General features: G+C 59.2%; 21 protein-coding genes and 1 tRNA gene. 9 read left to right on the top strand and 13 right to left on the bottom strand.

All coding sequences use genetic code 11. The features are described 5' to 3' along the window. Positions 1-62 precede the first annotated feature (62 nt). The 4 genes from ACR3FC_RS02780 to scpB are packed head-to-tail and all read left to right on the top strand — an operon-like array spanning position 63 to position 3,555. A complete protein-coding gene (locus ACR3FC_RS02780; RefSeq protein ID WP_480473255.1) occupies positions 63-1,127 on the top strand; it encodes an SPOR domain-containing protein in 1,065 nt (354 codons plus the stop codon). Next, a complete protein-coding gene (gene nagZ, locus ACR3FC_RS02775) occupies positions 1,124-2,131 on the top strand; it encodes a beta-N-acetylhexosaminidase (protein WP_480473253.1) in 1,008 nt (335 codons plus the stop codon). The genes ACR3FC_RS02780 and nagZ overlap by 4 nt, the downstream gene beginning before the upstream one ends. Further along, positions 2,121-2,915, top strand: coding sequence for a segregation and condensation protein A (locus ACR3FC_RS02770; RefSeq protein WP_480473251.1), 795 nt, complete (start codon positions 2,121-2,123; stop codon positions 2,913-2,915). Before nagZ ends, ACR3FC_RS02770 begins: the two co-directional genes overlap by 11 nt. Next, complete coding sequence (scpB, locus tag ACR3FC_RS02765; protein WP_480473249.1) at positions 2,908-3,555, top strand: SMC-Scp complex subunit ScpB; 648 nt, start codon at positions 2,908-2,910, stop codon at positions 3,553-3,555. The genes ACR3FC_RS02770 and scpB overlap by 8 nt, the downstream gene beginning before the upstream one ends. Positions 3,556-3,649: 94 nt before the next feature. Here scpB and ACR3FC_RS02760 read toward each other — a convergent pair whose 3' ends face one another. From ACR3FC_RS02760 to ACR3FC_RS02725, 8 genes are all read right to left on the bottom strand, one after another. Continuing rightward, on the bottom strand, positions 3,650-4,729 hold the full coding sequence (locus tag ACR3FC_RS02760) for a 2'-deoxycytidine 5'-triphosphate deaminase (protein WP_480476773.1): 1,080 nt from the start codon (positions 4,727-4,729) through the stop codon (positions 3,650-3,652). Between the two features lie 61 nt (positions 4,730-4,790). Continuing rightward, positions 4,791-4,867 (bottom strand) — tRNA-Pro (locus ACR3FC_RS02755). A gap of 61 nt (positions 4,868-4,928) precedes the next feature. Continuing rightward, on the bottom strand, positions 4,929-5,534 hold the full coding sequence (locus ACR3FC_RS02750) for a MerR family transcriptional regulator (RefSeq protein WP_480473247.1): 606 nt from the start codon (positions 5,532-5,534) through the stop codon (positions 4,929-4,931). 18 nt (positions 5,535-5,552) lie between these two features. Beyond that, entirely contained in the window at positions 5,553-5,855 is a 303-nt protein-coding gene (ihfA, locus tag ACR3FC_RS02745) for an integration host factor subunit alpha (RefSeq protein ID WP_209503673.1), read from the bottom strand. A 96-nt stretch (positions 5,856-5,951) separates the two neighbouring features. Next, entirely contained in the window at positions 5,952-6,923 is a 972-nt protein-coding gene (locus tag ACR3FC_RS02740; protein WP_480473245.1) for a beta-ketoacyl-ACP synthase III, read from the bottom strand. 22 nt (positions 6,924-6,945) lie between these two features. Then, a complete protein-coding gene (gene plsX, locus ACR3FC_RS02735; protein WP_480473243.1) occupies positions 6,946-8,034 on the bottom strand; it encodes a phosphate acyltransferase PlsX in 1,089 nt (362 codons plus the stop codon). 24 nt (positions 8,035-8,058) lie between these two features. Then, positions 8,059-8,265, bottom strand: a complete 207-nt coding sequence (gene rpmF, locus ACR3FC_RS02730) for a 50S ribosomal protein L32 (RefSeq protein ID WP_008756996.1) — start codon at positions 8,263-8,265, stop codon at positions 8,059-8,061. Between the two features lie 205 nt (positions 8,266-8,470). After that, positions 8,471-9,007: a YceD family protein gene (locus tag ACR3FC_RS02725; protein ID WP_480473241.1), complete on the bottom strand. Its 537-nt coding sequence runs from the start codon at positions 9,005-9,007 to the stop codon at positions 8,471-8,473. A gap of 85 nt (positions 9,008-9,092) precedes the next feature. Between ACR3FC_RS02725 and ACR3FC_RS02720 the strand changes: the two genes are divergently transcribed. The 3 genes from ACR3FC_RS02720 (at position 9,093) to ACR3FC_RS02710 (ending at position 12,284) form a co-directional block, all read left to right on the top strand. Beyond that, positions 9,093-9,566, top strand: a complete 474-nt coding sequence (locus ACR3FC_RS02720; protein WP_480473239.1) for an outer membrane protein assembly factor BamE — start codon at positions 9,093-9,095, stop codon at positions 9,564-9,566. A gap of 100 nt (positions 9,567-9,666) precedes the next feature. After that, positions 9,667-10,407, top strand: a complete 741-nt coding sequence (locus ACR3FC_RS02715; RefSeq protein ID WP_480473237.1) for a GNAT family N-acetyltransferase — start codon at positions 9,667-9,669, stop codon at positions 10,405-10,407. Between the two features lie 68 nt (positions 10,408-10,475). Then, the gene (locus ACR3FC_RS02710; protein ID WP_480473235.1) at positions 10,476-12,284 is read left to right on the top strand and encodes an ABC-F family ATP-binding cassette domain-containing protein; all 1,809 of its coding nucleotides are present in this window, start codon (positions 10,476-10,478) and stop codon (positions 12,282-12,284) included. Here the strand turns inward: ACR3FC_RS02710 and ACR3FC_RS02705 are convergent. Then, complete coding sequence (locus ACR3FC_RS02705; protein ID WP_480473233.1) at positions 12,281-12,829, bottom strand: sugar O-acetyltransferase; 549 nt, start codon at positions 12,827-12,829, stop codon at positions 12,281-12,283. The two genes, ACR3FC_RS02710 and ACR3FC_RS02705, sit on opposite strands and share 4 nt — an antisense overlap. A gap of 9 nt (positions 12,830-12,838) precedes the next feature. Further along, a complete protein-coding gene (locus tag ACR3FC_RS02700; protein WP_480473231.1) occupies positions 12,839-13,594 on the bottom strand; it encodes a 3-hydroxyacyl-CoA dehydrogenase in 756 nt (251 codons plus the stop codon). 220 nt (positions 13,595-13,814) lie between these two features. On the opposite strand from ACR3FC_RS02700, the gene ACR3FC_RS02695 reads away from it, so the two are divergent. After that, on the top strand, positions 13,815-14,513 hold the full coding sequence (locus ACR3FC_RS02695; RefSeq protein WP_480473229.1) for a hypothetical protein: 699 nt from the start codon (positions 13,815-13,817) through the stop codon (positions 14,511-14,513). Between the two features lie 78 nt (positions 14,514-14,591). Here ACR3FC_RS02695 and tyrS read toward each other — a convergent pair whose 3' ends face one another. After that, the gene (gene tyrS, locus ACR3FC_RS02690) at positions 14,592-15,845 is read right to left on the bottom strand and encodes a tyrosine--tRNA ligase (RefSeq protein ID WP_480473227.1); all 1,254 of its coding nucleotides are present in this window, start codon (positions 15,843-15,845) and stop codon (positions 14,592-14,594) included. Positions 15,846-16,150: 305 nt separating this feature from the next. Between tyrS and ACR3FC_RS02685 the strand changes: the two genes are divergently transcribed. After that, complete coding sequence (locus tag ACR3FC_RS02685) at positions 16,151-17,245, top strand: anhydro-N-acetylmuramic acid kinase (protein ID WP_480476771.1); 1,095 nt, start codon at positions 16,151-16,153, stop codon at positions 17,243-17,245. Between the two features lie 27 nt (positions 17,246-17,272). Here ACR3FC_RS02685 and ACR3FC_RS02680 read toward each other — a convergent pair whose 3' ends face one another. After that, the gene (locus ACR3FC_RS02680; RefSeq protein ID WP_480473225.1) at positions 17,273-18,049 is read right to left on the bottom strand and encodes an extensin-like domain-containing protein; all 777 of its coding nucleotides are present in this window, start codon (positions 18,047-18,049) and stop codon (positions 17,273-17,275) included. 90 nt (positions 18,050-18,139) lie between these two features. Continuing rightward, a complete protein-coding gene (locus ACR3FC_RS02675) occupies positions 18,140-18,559 on the bottom strand; it encodes a cupin domain-containing protein (RefSeq protein ID WP_267367608.1) in 420 nt (139 codons plus the stop codon). Between the last annotated feature and the right edge of the window lie 50 nt (positions 18,560-18,609).

The following is an 18,609-nucleotide window of genomic DNA, read 5'->3' as shown; positions in this document are numbered from 1 at the left end:
AGGTAGGCAAGAAATGACCCGCGGGCCTTATTTTCAGGCGTGAAACGGGCAGTGAGGCGGACATGGCGAGTTACGATTACTCGGGGCATCAAAGCCCCGGGCAGTTTCATTACCCGAATCAAGCGCATTCTGAAGATGTGTATGATTTTCCCGAAGACATGCAGGAAGATGACCCGCCGCGTGGCTCGTTTGGCCTGGGCAGGGCGGTGAATATCCTGGGGGCCGTTGCATCCTTGGCGCTGGTCGCCGGTGTCGGGGTCTGGGGCTATCAACTGATCATGCGCGATGTCAGTGGCGTGCCGGTTGTCCGCGCCGCCGAAGGGCCGATGCGTGTGCAACCGGAAAATCCGGGTGGAACACCCGCCGATCATCAGGGCTATGCCGTGAATGCCGTCGCCGCCGAAGGCAGTGCCGCGGCACCGGCTGACCGGTTGATCCTTGCGCCGCGCCCGGTGTCCCTTACGGAAGAAGACCTGCCCGCCGGAGAACTGAAGCCGACCCCTGCGCTGCATGTGGTCGAAGAACCGATCACCACGCAGGAAGCCGCGCGCCTGCGCCAGAACGCAGTAGATGCACTGGTTGCGGAATTGGCGGGTGCGGCAGCAGAAACGCGGCAAGAATTCGAAGACGGTGTGCAACTGGCATCGCTGACCACCCCCGACGAAGAACCCGCCATTGACCCGGCAGATTTTGCTGCGGCCTTGCCAGACCCAAGTTTCGCCGAGTTGCCGGGTGTGCGCCGATCGTTGCGCCCTGTGACGCGTCCGGCACGGTCGACCCGCAGTCAGGTCGCACCCAGCGAGAATTCCGAAGACGCCATTAATGCAGCAGTGAAAGCTGCGGTTGGGGTGGATGTTGATCCGGATACACTGGCCAAGGGGACCCGGCTGGCGCAGCTTGGGGCTTATGACAGCACGCAAGTGGCACAGGCCGAGTGGGACCGTTTGAATGGTCAGTTTGGTGAGTATATGTCGGGAAAACAGCGCGTTATTCAGAAAACCTCAAGCGGTGGGCGGACCTTCTACCGCCTGCGTGTTCTGGGGTTTGAAGATCTGAGCGACTCGCGCCAGTTCTGCGCCGCTCTGGTCGCGCAAGGCGCTGACTGTATCCCGGTGGCCGTGAGGTGAAGTTCGGAGCAGCGATCACAGATGCTGAAGGACTGCGCCTGACGCAGGAGGAAAGAGATCTGTTTCGCCAGATGAACCCGTTTGGGTTCATTCTGTTCGCCCGCAATATTGAAAGCGCCGATCAGGTGCGCGCCTTGTGTGATGATTTCCGAGAGGCTGTTGGGCGCAACTGCCCCATTACCATTGATCAGGAAGGTGGGCGCGTACAGCGTTTGCGCGCACCCTTGGCCCGCGAATGGCTGCCCCCGCTGGATCATGTGACCAGGGCGGGTGACCAAGCGGAACGCGCCATGTACCTCAGGTACCGCCTGATTGCGGATGAGCTGTTTGGTCTGGGCATCGACAGCAATTGTGCCCCTATGGTCGATGTGGTGCGGCCCGAGACACACGCGTTTCTGAAAAACCGCTGTTATGCCTTTGATCCTGAGCAGATTTCCAGGATCGGCAGGGCTGTGTCGCAGGGCCTTCTTGATGGGGGCGTTCTTCCGGTTCTCAAGCACATTCCCGGCCATGGCCGTGCCACTCTGGACAGTCACCATGACCTGCCGCATGTTGATTTGCCGCTGGAAGAGTTGGAATACAGCGATTTCGCGCCGTTCCGTGCCTTGAACGACCTGCCGATGGGGATGACCGCGCATCTGGTCTTTGATCAGATAGATCCCCGGCCGGCCACCATTTCCGCGGCCATGATGGGTCTGATCCGAGACAATATCGGCTTTGGCGGCCTGATCATGACCGACGATATCTCGATGAAGGCGCTCAGCGGGGCGTTGACGGACCTCTCCCGCCAATCTTTGCAGGCGGGCTGCGATGTAGTCCTGCATTGCAATGGCAGTTTTTCTGAACGTTCCGCTGTAATGGAAACTGCCGGAGAAATGTCGGATGTGGCACAAGCCCGCGCAGAACGGGCGCTGGCGATGCGCAAACGCCCGCGGGAACTTGACATCCAAGCCGCCGAAGCGGAACTATCTGCCCTAATGGGCGGGCAGGTATATGAACGATAATCTTTTTAGCGAAGACCCTGTCTCGGTCGCGGATCGTCTTGCGGCCGAAGCGCTGATTGTTGATGTCGACGGGTTCGAAGGCCCGTTGGACGTTCTGCTGACCCTATCACGCACGCAAAAAGTGGACCTGCGCAAGATCTCGGTTCTTGCGCTGGCGCAGCAATATCTGGCCTTTGTTGAAAAGGCGCGTGCGCTGCGCATTGAACTGGCCGCCGATTATCTGGTCATGGCGGCGTGGCTCGCCTTTCTCAAGTCCCGTCTGTTGCTTCCGCCAGATCCGGATGACGATGGGCCATCGGGTGAAGAACTGGCCGCGCATCTGGCGTTTCAACTTGAACGCCTGCAGGCGATGCGCGACGTTGCTGCGCGGCTGATGGCCCGCGACCAGCTGGGGCGTGATTTTTTCAAACGCGGGCAAGGCGAGGACGTCACCCGCATCCGCACCGTAACCTATTCCGCCACGCTGCTGGATCTGATGCAGGGATATGCCCGTATTCGCACCCGTGACGAGTTCCGCCCCTTTGTGATGGACCGCGACTCGGTGTTCACGATGGAGCAGGCACTGGAGCGGATGCGCCCGCTGATCGGTTTTGCGGGGACGTGGACCGATATGGAAACCTATCTGCCCGATGGTTGGGATACTGACCCGGTGCGCCGCAGGTCGGCGACGGCTGCGACCTTTGCGGCCTCGCTGGAACTGGTGAAAGAAGGACATATGGAGATCAGGCAGAGCGAGACATTCGCGCCGATCCATTTGCGCAAGAGGACCCAGACACGTGACTGACGCCCCAGAAGAAACCGGCACCCTGTTCGAGGCGCCACCATTGGCGGAACAGGAGCGTATGGTCGAGGCCGTTTTGTTTGCCAGCGCCGATCCGGTGACGATTGCCGACCTTGAGGCGCGGATGCCGCATGGAAGCGACGCCGCACAAGCCGTTGAGTTGCTTCAGAGACGTTACGAAGGGCGCGGCGTGCGCGTGGTGCGTGTTGGAGAGGCATGGGCGATCCGTACGGCCCCTGATCTGGGCTTTCTGATGCAAAAGGAAACGGTTGAAACTCGTAAACTCAGCCGGGCCGCGATCGAGACATTGGCCATCGTTGCCTATCACCAACCCTGCACCCGCGCCGAGATTGAGGAAATTCGCGGTGTGTCAGTCTCTCGCGGGACGATTGACCAGTTGCTTGAGATGGAGTGGATCAGGCTGGGCCGTCGTCGCATGACACCGGGTCGTCCGGTGACATTTGTGGTGACGTCCGAATTTCTGGATCATTTTGGTCTGGAGAACGCCCGCGACCTGCCGGGGCTCAAGGAACTAAGGGCTGCGGGTCTGTTGGAAAACCGGCCTCCACCGGGGGCTATCCCCTTGGGCGAGGGGTGCGAGGACGAAGTGGACGAGGACCAGTCGGAACTGTTTGATGAGTAAAAAATCCGGACAGGTCACTACAGGTCAGACGCAGAACCTACGACAGGCAACGCGGGTTATCTAGCACAAGCACCGTTGCAAGAAATTCTGAGGATTAGCCAACCGCTTTGAAGTGCTTGGACAGTTTCAGGCCTTGCCCCTGATAGTTCGATGCAATCCCGGCACCATATAGCTGCGTGGGCATCTCGGCCATTTTCTCATAGACAAGGCGCCCGACCACCTGTCCGTGCTCCAGGACGAAAGGCGCTTCGTGGCATCGCACCTCAAGCACACCACGTGACCCGGCACCGCCCGCTGCGGCATGGCCAAAGCCGGGATCGAAGAACCCGGCATAATGCACCCGGAATTCACCAACCATCGCCAGATAAGGTGCCATTTCGGCGGCACACATCGGCGGGATATGGACCGCCTCGCGGCTGACAAGGATGTAGAATGCACCGGGGTCAAGTATGATGCGACCGTCCTCGGTGCGTACTTCCTCCCAATAGTCCTGGGGGTCGTATTCGCCAATTCGGTCCAGATCGATTACCCCGGTATGGGGCTTGGCGCGATAGCCGACCAAATCGGTATCGGGCAGTTGCAGATCGACCGAAAAGCCAAGACCGTCCTGAATCACAGCAGGGCCGTCTACCAACGGCGATTCGGCGTGCAGGGCGGTCAGTTCGGCGTCAGACAAGACGGCCTGACCCTGACGGAAACGAATCTGGTTCAGACGCATACCGGGCCGGACCAGAACCGAAAACGAACGTGGACAGATCTCGGCATACAGCGGGCCCTTATAGCCCGCAGGAACGCGATCGAATTCTGTGCCACCATCGGTAATGGTACGGGTCAGAAGGTCAAGCCGCCCGGTCGAGCTTTTGGCATTGGCGACGGCGGTTATGTCGCGGGGCAGGGCAAGTGATTCCATCAGGGGCACCAGATAGACGCAGCCCTTTTCCAGAACAGCGCCGTCCGAGATGTCGATGCGGTGCATTTCGAACTCGGCCAACCGATCCGTAACGGTCCGTCCTTCGCCCGCGAGGAACGAGGCGCGTACCCGGTAGGCCACTGTTCCCAAACGCAAATCAAGGCTGGCTGGTTGAATTTGCGCTGGCAGGACATCGGGGTTGGCGGCAATCTCTCCGCGCGCGATCATTGCTTCGATTTGCTGGTTCGCGCAAACACCTGTCATCTCGATCCCCTCGTGTGCCAGAGCGGGATCTGGCCTTTGTGCCATAAACGTCGGTGTGATTTGGTCGGGCTAGCAGGACTCGAACCTGCGACCTTCCGTCCCCCAGACGGACGCGCTACCAGGCTGCGCCATAGCCCGACGTTGGGCCGTTCATAAAGATTTTCCCGGCAGGGGCAAGAGGAAAACACTGCCTTTTTTCCTAACCCGTCGCCTGTGTTTCAACACGATCCAGCCAGCGGCGCAGGTCTTTTGCAATTGGTGCAATCCGGCGCAGTAGTTCGTCGTCAAACTCGGCGCGCTTCCACGCCAGCGACGCGATCCCACCCATCAGGGGCGCAGTGTTCAGGTCTGGCTGTGGTTCTTGTTCTGACGCAGTCGCGGGAAGTGCGTCGGCCTGCACGCCTTCGTTCACCGGCTGCTCGGCCGGTTCGTCCAGATCCATAAGGATTTGTTCGGTGGCGGCAGCGGGTTTCGGTTCGAACGGCACCACTTTGCCCTGAACGGGTTCAATCAGGGCAGGGCCCGGTTCGTCTAGAGGCGGAGACAGTGCTGCGACATGTGCGACGCCTTGCTCGCGCAGGATGCGCTGCACACCTTTGATTGTGATCCCGTCCTCGTGAAGCAGTTTCTTGATGCCGCCCAGAAGACGCATGTCATTGGGGCGGTAATACCGACGCCCGCCCGCGCGTTTGACCGGTTTGACCTGAGTGAAGCGGCTTTCCCAGAAACGCAAAACATGGGCCTGAACACCAAGCCAATCCGCTACTTCACTGATCGTGCGAAACGCGTCGCGGGATTTGCTCATATCCGCGTGACCCTGGGGTTACTTGCGATTCCCGACGGCGACGCGATCTTTCATAAGATGCGACGGGCGAAAGGTCAGTACGCGGCGGGGCTGTATCGGAACCTCTTCGCCGGTTTTGGGGTTGCGTCCGACTCGCGCGGTCTTGTCGCGAACACTGAACGTACCGAAGGACGAGATCTTCACCTGCTCGCCACGCACCAGAGCGTCGGACATGTGGTTCAGAACGCTTTCGACCAGCTGCGCACTTTCGTTGCGCGAAAGCCCAACTTCGCGAAAGACGGCCTCGCTCAGATCCATTCGAGTCAGTGTATTGTCGCCCATGTCATTTCCCCTGTTGCTGTCAAAGCATATGGGTATGGCAAATTCGCTGTCAATATCAATGAATTGCAAGCAGCTGTGTAAGCTGGATTGCGCCGGTTACCAGCGCAGAACCACCGCGCCCCAGGCCAGACCGCCGCCAATTGCTTCGGTCACGATCAAGTCGCCGGGTTTGATCTGCCCGCGTTGTTTACCAACCGACAGTGCCAATGGGATGGATGCAGCCGAGGTGTTGCCGTGATCCTGAACGGTCACAACCACGTTTTCCATCGGCAGGCCCATCTTTTTGGCCGTGCCCTGAATGATGCGAATATTGGCCTGATGAGGAACAATCCAGTCGACGTCAGCACTGCTCAGCCCCGCGCGGCTCAGGGCTGTTTCAGCCGTTTTGGTAAGCTTTTCAACGGCATGTCGGAAAACCTGATTGCCCTGCATACGCAGATGCCCGGTGGATTGGGTCGAAACACCCCCATCGACATAAAGCAGGTCCTTGTAGCGCCCGTCCGAGTTCAGATCGGTTGCGAGTATGCCGCGATCCGCAGCGGTGCCTTCGCCATCCTGCGCTTCGAGTACCAAAGCGCCGGCACCATCCCCGAACAGAACACAGGTCGAGCGGTCGGTCCAGTCCATAATCCGGGAAAAGGTTTCGGCACCAATGACCAGCACGCGTTTGGCCTGACCGGACAAGATCAACGCATTTGCGTTGCTGAGAGCGAAAACGAATCCCGCGCAGACGGCCTGTACGTCGAAAGCAAACCCCTTGGTCATACCCAGCCGGGCCTGAACCATGGTCGCGGCAGAAGGAAAGGTCAGGTCCGCGGTCGAGGTCGCCACGACGATCGCGTCAATATCATCCGATGTCAGGCCCGCATCGGCCAGGGCAGCCTCGGCAGCTTTGGTGGCCAGGTCCGACGTCGTTTCGTCATCGGCAGCAAAATGGCGGCGTTCGATCCCCGACCGGGTTCTGATCCACTCATCCGTTGTGTCCAGCGTTTTCTCAAACTCGGAATTTGGAACAATACGTTCCGGCAAATAATGCCCGACACCTACTACAACTGAACGGCCTGCCATTTTTGGGGTACTGCCTTTTTTGTTATTTATCGGTCTGCGGCGCAGCTTGCGCGGCATCTTGTGCAAGCTGGGCCGTGGATGCAACCCGCGCAGCTAATTTTTCGGCAAAGCCGGACCGTGCCAGAGTAAAGGCCAGTTTGATCGCTGCCGACACTCCGGTCGCATCTGCCCCGCCATGGGATTTAATAACAGTCCCGTTCAGACCCAGAAACACGCCACCATTCACACGCCGCGGATCAATGCGCTTTTTCAGGCGCTGTAGTGACGTAATGGCCAGGACCGAAGCCAATCGCGACAACGGAGAGTATTTGAACGCCTCACGCAGAAGATCTCCGATCAGCCTGGCTGTGCCTTCGCCCGTTTTGATCGCAACATTGCCCGTAAACCCATCTGTAACAATGACATCTGCCTTGTCGCCGGGAATGTCGCTGCCTTCGACAAAGCCAACAAACTCGAAATTCGCCTGTTCGGCGTATTCCGAAATCATGGCATGCGCTTCTTTCAGTTCGGCCCGGCCCTTATGCTCTTCGGTGCCAACGTTCAGCAACCCGATCCGGGGGCGGTTCAGGGCCATGCCGTTGCGCGCATAAGAAGCGCCCATCAGGGCGAATTGCAGCAAATCCTTGGCGTCTGCGCGCACATCGGCGCCCACGTCCAGCATTACATTGAACCCCTGCGGGTTGCGCGAAGGCCACAGGATCGCGATTGCGGGGCGGTTCACGCCCGGCAATTTGCGCAGACGCATCATCGAAAGGGCCATAAGGGCACCGGTGTTCCCGCAGGACACCGCGCCATGGGCTTCACCCTGACGAACCGCTTCCAGCGCGGACCACATTGAGGTCTGCTTGCCGTTGCGCACGACCTGGCTGGGCTTGTCTTCCATCGTGACAACGTCGGGGCAATCACGAAAAACGACGCGCCCTTCAAGGACACGTCGTTTGGCAACCAGCTTGCGCAATACCTGTTCGGGCCCGTGCAGCAGGAACCCGATATTCGGGTTCTTGCCAGCCGATTTTGCCAGACCTGCAACGACGACAGCGGGACCTGCGTCCCCTCCCATTGCGTCAACCGAGATGGTGATCCGTCCGGCGTGCGTGGGCTGATCGTTCATGCCTTGGCCTGCGCTCAATCAGGCTTAGGCTGCGTCTTCGTCCAGATCGATTTCGTCGGCCTGTGCGACGACTTCGCGATCGTCATAGTGGCCGCAAGAGGCACAAACGTGGTGCGGGCGTTTCAGCTCGCCGCAGTTCGGGCATTCGTTCGGGTTTGCAGCAACCAGAGCGTCGTGTGCGCGGCGGTTGTTGCGACGCGACTTGGAAACTTTGTTCTGTTGGACGGCCATGGTCTCAACCTTTGTCTGACTGGGGGCCGCAGATTCGCTGCCGACCCGGGTTTCGTAGTTCGTTTATCGTGGTTTGACGCGCGTTTAGGCGACGGGCCCCGCAATGTCCAACCCAAAATCCGATGAGCGCGCGAAAATACTGCGATTCTCGGCATGTTCAAGCGATTTTTCTGACCGCCTGCTATGACAGGAAATCTGGCACCTGTCACTCGTCTTTTTTTAGCACATCGCGCAGTCCTGCCAATCGTGCAAAGGGTTTGGCATCGTCATCCGTCATCGCCTGTTTGCCCGGTTCTGTGTAGGCAGCTTGGCCCAGTTCCGCGCCGTCTTTACGCGGATATTGTGGCAGAGCCAGAGACAGGGCCTCGACCATGACAAGGGCCGGATCAATTTCAGGCCCCAAAGGTTCAGATTCGTCATCTTCCTGGATTTCGAACTCTGGATCATCTGGGTCTGCCCAATCCGCAAGAAAAGTCCGGTGCACTGGTATGTCGATCCTTGTCGTCACCGGTTCTAGCGTCACTACGCAAGGTTGGATGACAGTTGCACCGAGTTTCCCGTTTAGAACCCAGTCCCGTTTGCCCTGCGCCCTCAGTTCTCCCGAAAAGCTGAGTTTGCGCAGCCCCAGCAGCCCAAGGTCCTGCCTGATCTGCTCGAGCGCGGTGGTTGCGGGGCGCAGATCGAACGGTGTCGGGGCGTTCTGCGGCAGGTCAGACACCCGAAATGATGTCGTCTTGCTCATTCGTGAGCCTTTCTATGTGTTGAACCGTAGCAGCGGTTTATGTAATCGGATAGAAGCCGAAGAAGGCCAAGGCAAGAGGGTGCAGATGTTGAAGGTAGTGAACGGGTTGAAACCAGCTGCGAAATCGCTTGTGTTTGTTGCCTGTCTGGCTGCGACCGGGGCTTGTACGGCTATCTTCAAGAATCACGGCTATGTGCCACCGGCCGAAGAACTGGCGGAAATCAAAGTAGGCGTAGACACGCGGGACAGTGTGCAAGAGGCTATCGGCGCGCCGGGCGCATCCGGCGTGGTTCGGGATTCGGGCTATTACTATGTCCGCTCTCGCGTGCGTCACTACGGTCCGAAACGGCCCGAGGTGGTATCCCGCGAACTGGTTGCCATCAGTTTTGATCAGCGCGGTGTCGTCAGAAACATCGAACGCTTTGGTCTTGAAGACGGGAATGTGATTGCTCTGGAGCGCCGCGTTACCGATTCCAACGTTCAGGACAAAGGCTTCCTGCGTCAGCTGCTAGGCAATATCGGCAACTTCAACCCGGCGAACATTCCGGGCGCCAACTAATTTGCGCCTAAACCTTGCGGTGGTCACAGGGCAGTCACATGTCTTGTGCTAATGGTGTCGTACCGACGCCTGAGGGTCGGCAACCGTGGAGGGCGCGACCGTGGCAACGGCAGTTTTGTTAAGCAAGGGGCGCTATCGCGCCAGACTGGCGCAGTCGCCCGAGGATATCAGAACAGCTCAGGCATTGCGGACCTTGGCTTTTGGCACAGAGCAACCGGACTGCGACGAGTTTGATGCACGCTGTAGCCATATCCTGGTCGAGGATATGCGCTCGGCAGAACGGCTGGTCTGTTGCTTTCGGATGCTGACCATGGATAGTGGCGGCGAGATCGGGCGAAGTTATTCGGCGCAGTTCTATGACCTGACCTCGCTCGAAGGCTTCAAAGGTCGGATGGTCGAAATGGGACGATTCTGTATCCATCCTGATCACAGCGACCCCGACATCCTGCGTGTCGCCTGGGGTGCAATGACGGCCTACGTTGATCGGAACAACGTCGAGATGCTGTTTGGATGTTCCTCTTTTGCCGGTACCGAAACAGAGCAGTATCTGGATGCGTTTGCGATGCTAAAACATCGCCATCTGGGCCCGAAACGTTGGTTGCCGCGCGTGAAGGCTCCGGATGTGTTTCGTTTTGCCGCGCGTTTGCGGCGCAGACCGGATTCTAAAAAGGCAATGCTGCGGATGCCGCCTTTGTTGCGGACCTATCTGATGATGGGCGGTTGGGTCAGCGATCATGCGGTGGTGGATCGCGACATGAACACGCTGCACGTTTTCACAGGGGTGGAAATCGGTGCGATCCCCCCGGCGCGCAAACGTCTGTTGCGGGCGGTGGCCGGGTAGATTGAGTATTTTTGAAAAGGTGAAGACGGGGCGTTGACGCAATGTGTCAGCCGGTTTAGCTGGCGGACATGGCGAGAATTCCTTTGTTGCAGATGTCCGGCATTTCCCTGACTTTCGGGGGTGACCCGGTGTTTTCCGAACTGGATCTGGTGGTTCAACCCGGTGATCGTGTTGCGCTGGTGGGGCGAAACGGGTCCGGAAAGTCCACGTTGATGAAAGTGATGGCCGGTCTGGTCGAGGCGGATCGGGGCGAGATTGTCGTGCCGCCCGGGAAATCCGTTGGCTATATGGAGCAAGATCCGACGATGGAAGGCTTTGCCACGTTGGGAGATTACGCATCCTGCGGGTTGGAGCCGGGAGAACTTTACAAAGTTGAACGGGCCGGTGAAGGGTTGAAGTTCGATCCTTCACGCGCGGTTGAGACCGCTTCGGGCGGAGAGCGGCGGCGGGCGGCACTGGCCAAGCTGATGGCCGAAGCACCGGATCTGATGTTGCTGGACGAGCCGACCAACCATCTGGATATCGAAGCCATCGCGTGGCTGGAACGCGAACTTGGCGCGAGCCGAGCGGCCTTTGTGCTGATCTCGCATGACCGAGCCTTTTTGAGGGCTCTGACGCGGGCAACGTTTTGGATTGACCGGGGGGCTGTTCGGCGACAGGAGCAGGGTTTTGAAGCCTTTGAGGCCTGGCGGGACAAGGTCTGGGAGGAAGAGGACCAGCAACGCCACAAGCTGAATCGCCTGATCAAATCTGAAGCGAAATGGGCGGTTGAGGGCATTAGTGCCCGACGCAAACGCAACCAAGGCCGGGTGCGGGCCTTGCAGGCGTTGAGAACTGAAAAGGCGGGGCAGATCAAACGTCAGGGTTCGGCTGCAATGGCGCTGGAGGCAGGGCCAAAATCGGGCCGCAAGGTCATTGAGGCCAAGGCGCTGGCCAAAGGATTTGGCGACAAGCAGATCGTTCGGAACTTTGATCTGCTGGTACAGCGCGGTGACCGGGTGGCCTTTGTCGGGCCGAACGGTGTTGGAAAAACAACGTTGCTGAAGATGCTGCTGGGGCAGGTGGAGCCGGACGCGGGCTCGGTATCTCAGGGGACGAACCTTGAAATCGCGGTATTCGATCAGAACCGCGCCCAACTAGACCCTGAGATGAGCCTGTGGGACAGTCTGACCGGCGATCCGGCTATGCGGGTGTCGGGCAAGGCCGATCAGGTGATGGTGGGCGGGCAGCCCAAACATGTTGTAGGGTATCTCAAGGAATTTCTATTTGACGAACGGCAGGCCCGAGCAGCCGTCAAGTCCCTGTCCGGTGGGGAAAAAGCCCGATTGCTTCTGGCCAAGCTGATGGCGAAACCCTCGAACCTATTGGTGCTGGACGAACCGACCAACGATCTGGATGTCGAGACGCTGGACCTGCTGCAAGAGCTTTTGGACGATTACGACGGCACCGTTCTGCTGGTTAGCCATGACCGGGATTTTCTGGACCGCGTGGCGACAACCACCATCGCGATGGAGGGTAACGGACAGGCGACAGTTTATGCTGGCGGTTGGTCGGATTACATCGCACAGCGCGGTGATGTGATCGAAAAAAGTGTAGAAAAAGCAAAGCTTTCAAAGCCAAAGGTCAAGCAAGAAGAAAAGCCGAAATCCGGCTTGTCCTTCTCGGAGAAGCACCGGCTGGAGAAACTGCCTGCCGAGATCGCGCGCCTAGAGGCCGAGATTGCCAAGCTGGAAGAGTTGATGTCCGATCCCGAGCTGTTCACGCGTGAGCCGGTGAAGTTCCAAAAAGCGACCGAGGCGTTGGTTGAGCGGCAGGAGAAACTCTCGGCCGCTGAAGAGGAATGGCTGACGCTCGAAGAGAAAGCTGAAAGCGTTTAGAGGGCCAGACGTCTTGCTGGATTACCTGCCACGGTTTCTCTGGCGGGGACATCTTTGGTGACGACGCTGCCTGCGCCGATTGTGGCGTAGTCGCCTATGGTTATGCCGGGCAACAGGATCGCTCCGCCGCCAACCCAAACCTGCCTGCCGATGGTGACGGGCAGGCCGATTTCCAGCCCTTGTGCCCGATCAGCAGGGTCCTTGGCATGATGGGCGCAGTAAATCTGGATATTAGGGCCGAACATCGTGTCGTCGCCAACCCGAACGAGGGCCGTGTCCAGAACCACGCATCCGGCATTGAAAAAAACCCGGCTGCCCAGATGGGTGTTCATTCCATAGGCGCAATGAAAAGGGGCTTCGAGAAAACAGTCCTCGCCGACATGGCCCAGCAGCGCGTGCAGTTCCGGGGCCATCGCGCCGCGTGTGTCGGGCGGACAGGTGTTGTGAGCGTGTACAGCCCGTCGTGCTCGCGCGCGCAGATCGTCCAACTCAGGATCGAGACAGCAATACCACTGCCCGGACTGCATTTTCTGGCGCTCCGACATGGAGCTGTCTTACCGCATCCGCAGAGCGCCGTCGATGCGGATGACCTCGCCGTTCAGGTAGCCCATTTCAACGATGAAACCGGCCAGTCGCCCGTATTCCTTGGGGTCACCCAGGCGGGCCGGGTTCGGGACGTCTGCGGCCAGTTGTTGTTGCACGTCTTCAGGAAGGCCCGCCAGCATCGGGGTCATAAAGATACCCGGCGCAATGGTCATGACGCGAATCCCGGTTGAGGCCAGGTCGCGGGCCATCGGCAGGGTCATGCCAACCACGCCGCCTTTAGAAGCTGCATATGCCGCCTGTCCCTTTTGGCCGTCGAATGCAGCAATAGATGCAGTGTTGATGATCACACCGCGCGCCCCGTCTGGTTCGGGTTCGTTCTTTGCCATCTCGGCCGCAGCCAGCCTTGAGACGTTAAATGTGCCGACAAGATTGATGTCGATCGTGCGCTGGAACGCGTCCAGCGGGTGTGGGCCATCCTTGCCGACCGTCTTGATTCCATAAGCGATACCGGCGCAGTTCACAGTCGCGGTAATCTTGCCCATCCTGTCCATACCGTGGCGCACGGCAGCTGCGACCGAGGATTCATCTGTTACATCCGTCGGCGCAAAATACCCGCCGATTTCGGAGGCGACTTGAGCGCCACGGTCCGCGTCACGGTCTAGAATAGTAACTTGTGCGCCCTGCGCGGCAAAGTGACGGGCGGTGGCTTCGCCCAGACCGGATGCGCCGCCGGTGACAAGAGCGGCTGTGGTGGACAGGTGCATCGGAACTCCTCCCTAGGATATGAACAACTGTTCAATAACTGCTTTGCAGGGGCTGTGTCCATATCTTTGAGCCCGAACGCCCAAAGGGGCGGCGCGGAATAGCCGCTGCCGGGTCAATACGCATCTTTAAGGCATCTTAATCCGCGCTTCACGAAAACGCGCCTGTTCGTGAACGAAGTAATCACAGCCATTGCGTGTTTTTTCGTCAGGAGGTTCCGATATGGTAAATAGTAAGAAACTAACACTGGGCGCTGTTCTGGCCGCGCCTGTCTTTGGGGTTGTGGTTGCCGGCAATGCTTTTGCAGCGCCGGAAACCTGTAATTGGCAAACGGCTCGAAGTCTTGCGAATGCAGGCGACTATGCCGGGCTTTGCGAATGTGTTCAGGTGACCCCAAGCTTTCTGGACAGACTTCAGAAGAGACCGGATTTCGAGACAACGTTGAGCATTACCGGGGCGCAATGTCCGGGTCTGGCCGCTTTGCTGACAGACTTGCCAACGGCGAGCCTGTCCGGTCTGGCCGAGAATCGAGGTGAAAGCCGCGGTTCAGAACCCGGCGGGGCAGGGTTTGCGAATGCAGCTGGTCCTGACGGCCCCGGTGGTGGAGGAGAACCTGACAACGGCGGCGAAGAACCCGGCGGCGGTGGCGGAGAACCCGGTGCTGGCGGTGGAGAGCCCGGCGGTGGCGATGGAGAACCCGGCGGTGGCGGTGGGGAACCCGGCGATGGCGGTGGAGAACCCGGTGCTGGCGGTGGAGAGCCCGGCGGTGGCAAAGGCAATGCCGGCGGCGGCAAAGGTGGCGATAGGGGTAACAATGGCAGCGGCAACGGCGGCGAGGGCAGCAGTCCGGGTCGCGGAAACAACGCCAATGACGACGAGGGCGAAAGCGACCGGCCCGGTCGCGGAAAGGGACGTCAGTAGTCTCGTCCACCCCAATATAGATACGGCCACCCAATCGGGTGGCCGTTTTCTGTTTTGCTTTCCAAGGTGAAAGGGGCGTCAGCCCAGTTGCACCAATGCGTGGCGTTTCTTGCCTGCACTCAGCTTGATCGGAGACGTCAATGCGCCCGCGTCGATCATCAAACCCGCATCCGTCAGCGGAGCGTCGTCCAGTTTGGCCCCGTTTTCGGCAATCAGGCGCTTGGCCTCTTTGCCGGATTTGGCCAGGCCTGACTTGACAATGATCTGCACGATGGACATGCCGTCGCCCAGTTCATCCGCGCTGAGGGTCAGGGTGGGCAGATCGTCTCCAACCCCACCTTTTTCGAACACTTCACGGGCCGTGGCCTCGGCCGTTGCCGCAGCTTGCGCCCCGTGCAGAAGGGCTGTCACCTCATTGGCGAGGCGGATTTTGGCCTCATTGATCTCGGACCCGGCAAGCGCACCAAGACGGTCACATTCATCCACGGGCAATTCGGTATAGAGCTTCAGGAACCGCCCGACATCCGCATCGGTGGTGTTGCGCCAGAACTGCCAGAATTCATAGGGCGAGCGCATCTCGGCGTTCAGCCAGACCGCGCCATCCTGCGATTTGCCCATCTTCTTGCCGTCGCTGGTGGTCAGCAGGGGTGAGGTCAGGCCGTAGATTTCGTGATCCAGCACCCGGCGAGTCAGGTCGATACCGTTGACGATGTTGCCCCACTGGTCGCTACCGCCCATTTGCAGAACACAGCCATAGCGGCGGTTCAGCTCCAGAAAGTCATAGGCTTGCAGGATCATGTAGTTGAACTCGAGAAACGACAGCGACTGTTCGCGATCCAGCCGGGATTTCACCGATTCAAAGCTGAGCATCCGGTTGACCGAGAAATGCCGCCCGATGTCGCGCAGGAAATCGAGGTAGTTCAGATCATCCAGCCATTCGGCATTGTTCAACATCAGCGCTTTGTTTTCGGCGTCAGTGTCGTAATCGATATAGGCCGCGAACACCTTTTTGATGCCTGCGATGTTTTCGTCGATCTGTTCGGGACCCAGCAGGGGGCGCTCATCCGCGCGGAACGAGGGGTCGCCCACCTTGGTGGTGCCGCCGCCCATAAGGGTTATCGGCTGATGACCGGTCTTCTGGAACCAGCGCAGCATCATGATCTGGATCAGACTGCCCACATGTAACGACTTGGCCGTTGCATCAAAGCCGATATAAGCTGGCTTGCACCCACTGATCAGCGCGTCGTCAAGGCCCTGATAATCGGTGCAGTCGGCGAGGAAGCCGCGCTCGATCATCGTGGCGATGAAATCCGATTTGGGGTGGTAGGTCATATCGTGCCCTCGGGGTTTGTGTTGCGGGGCACTGTATAGGCGGCGCTGCGGATGAGGAAAAGCCACCTTTTCACTCTAAAACCGCGTGCCGTGATATGCGCGCGCAACTTGATGGCCGGGGTGTTGATCATGAAACGCGACGTCGGAAAAAAACCGACGCCCCCAATCAGAAGGCTTGCCAAGGCGGCATAACAAAAGCACCTTGACCAAGCTGCAACCCAGAGGTGAAGTCCAGAACCCCGGGCACGGCGGAAACATTGCCAGATCAGGAGGCAGGCGTGGGCCAAACCATCAAGAAACACGGAATGGTTCGGGCATTGGGCGCAATGTCCGGTACGTCGCTGGACGGGGTGGACGCTGCGGTGGTGGAAACCGACGGGCATTCCATCGCTGGATTCGGGAAAAGCGGCTATCGCGCCTATACCGATGCCGAACGCGAAATTCTGCGGGCGGCTTTGGGGCAATGGCACGGTCCACAGGTCGACGCGGCGGCTGAGATGGTGACCTTTGCCCATGCCGAAGCGCTGTCCGAGTTCGAAGATGTAGACCTGATTGGCTTTCACGGCCAGACTTTGGCGCATGAACCGCGCGGGCGCGGGACATTGCAGGTGGGCGATGGTCTTGGGTTGGCGCAGGCGCTGGGGCGCCCGGTGGTCTGGGACTTCCGAAGCGATGACGTGGCTATGGGGGGCGAGGGCGCTCCGTTAGCACCGTTTTTTCACTTTGCCTGCGCCAAGTGGTTTGGCGCGGACCGCCCCTTGTGCTTTTTGAACCTGGGTGGTGTTGGCAACCTGACCTATGTGGACCCAAGCTTTGATGGTCCCGAGGCGCCAGGGGCGCTGCTTGCCTTTGATACGGGGCCGGCGAACGCGCCGGTCGATGACCTCATGCAAGCCCGGTTGGGGCAGCCGATGGACCGGGATGGTGCGGTTGCGCGCAATGGCACCGTCGAAATGGGTGCGTTGGAGCTGTTTCTGGCTGAGCCTTTCTTCGCACGTATGCCGCCCAAGTCGCTAGACCGGAACGATTTCTCTGAGATGATCGAACTAGTGAAAGAACTGGGTGACGCTGACGCGGTGGCAACCCTGACCGGGATGTGCGCAGCGGGTGTGGTGCAGGGGATGGAACATTGTCCGCAGCCGCCGTCTTGCGTGCTGGTTACAGGCGGTGGACGGCGCAATCCGGTGTTGATGGAGATGCTGCGCGTATCCCTCGACTGTCCGGTCGAACCGGTCGAGGCGGTGGGGCTGGACGGCGACATGCTCGAGGCGCAGGCCTTTGCCTATCTGGCTGTGCGCGTGGCGCGGGGATTGCCAACCTCGTGCCCCGGAACAACCGGGGTGAAAGCGCTGGTGGGTGGCGGCATGGTCAGTTCAGTGAACGTTCAACCGGTGGGTTGAGGCTGCATACAGGTATCGGCTAACGTGTTATCGACACACAGGCTTGCCACTGCGACGGGCTGTGTCGAAGTGAAAATGCCCTTTGTGATACCGGTCAGCGTCAGGACCAAGAACGGTTCCGAACAGGCCACAGGCTCCGCTGTGCAACTCTTGCAACACGACGCTTTGATCGGTGTCGCTCCACCCGTCCTGAACGGTGATCTGCGTTCCGTCCTGCAACACGAAGGTCGAGATATCGATGGCCCGACCCCGCGCATGTTCGGAAATGCGCGCATAGGGCTGGTTGTTCTGCGTCTTGCAGGCATAGTGGCCAACAACCCGCATACCCTTGAGCCCACCCCCCAGATCGGCAAAGGCGGGTTTGGCGACGTTTTCGATCCACGTTTTCAGCGTGACGGCTGTCTGACAGTCCATCAGTGAGAACTGGCTGAGCGCAATGTCCGAAATTCTGTAAATCCGGACCGGGTTGGCGATGCCGCAACCCAGCGCTTTTCCAGCCAAAGACGTGCGGGTTTCGCCCAAGATGGTCCAGTCACCACAGACCGCCCCGCGGTCACGCATACGCTGACGACCCACTTCAAACTGGCGAAACTTGCAAGGGCGCAGCGCTGGGCGTTTCGAGGTCAGCACCGCAGGTTCGACAGTCCCGGCAGGTTCGATATGTTCGGTCGTGACTTCCTCCTGCAGATCGGGCAGTGCCAGTTCGGATGAAAGGCGGGATTCTGCACAGGCGGGCTCAGCGTTTGCAAGACAGGTACTTGCGAACAGAAGCAGAAGGACCAGAAAGATGCGTTTCACAATCACCCGATGCTCCGATACCTGCGGTTGCGTTGACAGAATGATAAATGGGTAACTTTCTGTAAACTCACCTTTTCAGAGCATCCCCAGATCAGCTTATCCCCGAGGGATATCAAACCCAGGTTCTGCCAGTTGGAACCCATCGAATTGAAATCCGGGAGAAACTGTACAGCTGACCAGCGTGTAATCACCGGTGCTGCGCGCGGCCTGCCAATGGCCGTTGGGAACAATCAGTTGTGGTGCGCCCCGAGACAAATCGGGCGACAGCACATGGTCAACCGCCGGACCCTTGTCTGTTGCACTCAAGGACAGGATCAGTGGCGCGCCCGCGTGGTAGAGCCAGATCTCGGTCGCGTCGACCCGGTGCCAGTGGCTGCTTTCCCCCGCTTGCAGCAGGAAGTAGATGCAGGTGCCGGTCGGGCGGCCCTTGTTCTCGGCACGCCAGGTTTCCGCGTACCAGCCGCCCTCGGGGTGAGGTTGCAGGTTCAGGCGATCGATGATCTCTTGTGCTGTCATGTGGCCCCCGTGTGTTTGGCGCAATTATGCACGGCAAGGTGTGATCCGCT

It is taken from the genome of Ruegeria sp. AF3 (assembly GCF_056536285.1).
Note: the sequence above shows the minus strand (reverse complement) of the source record. Positions and strands in the feature narration are given on the sequence as shown.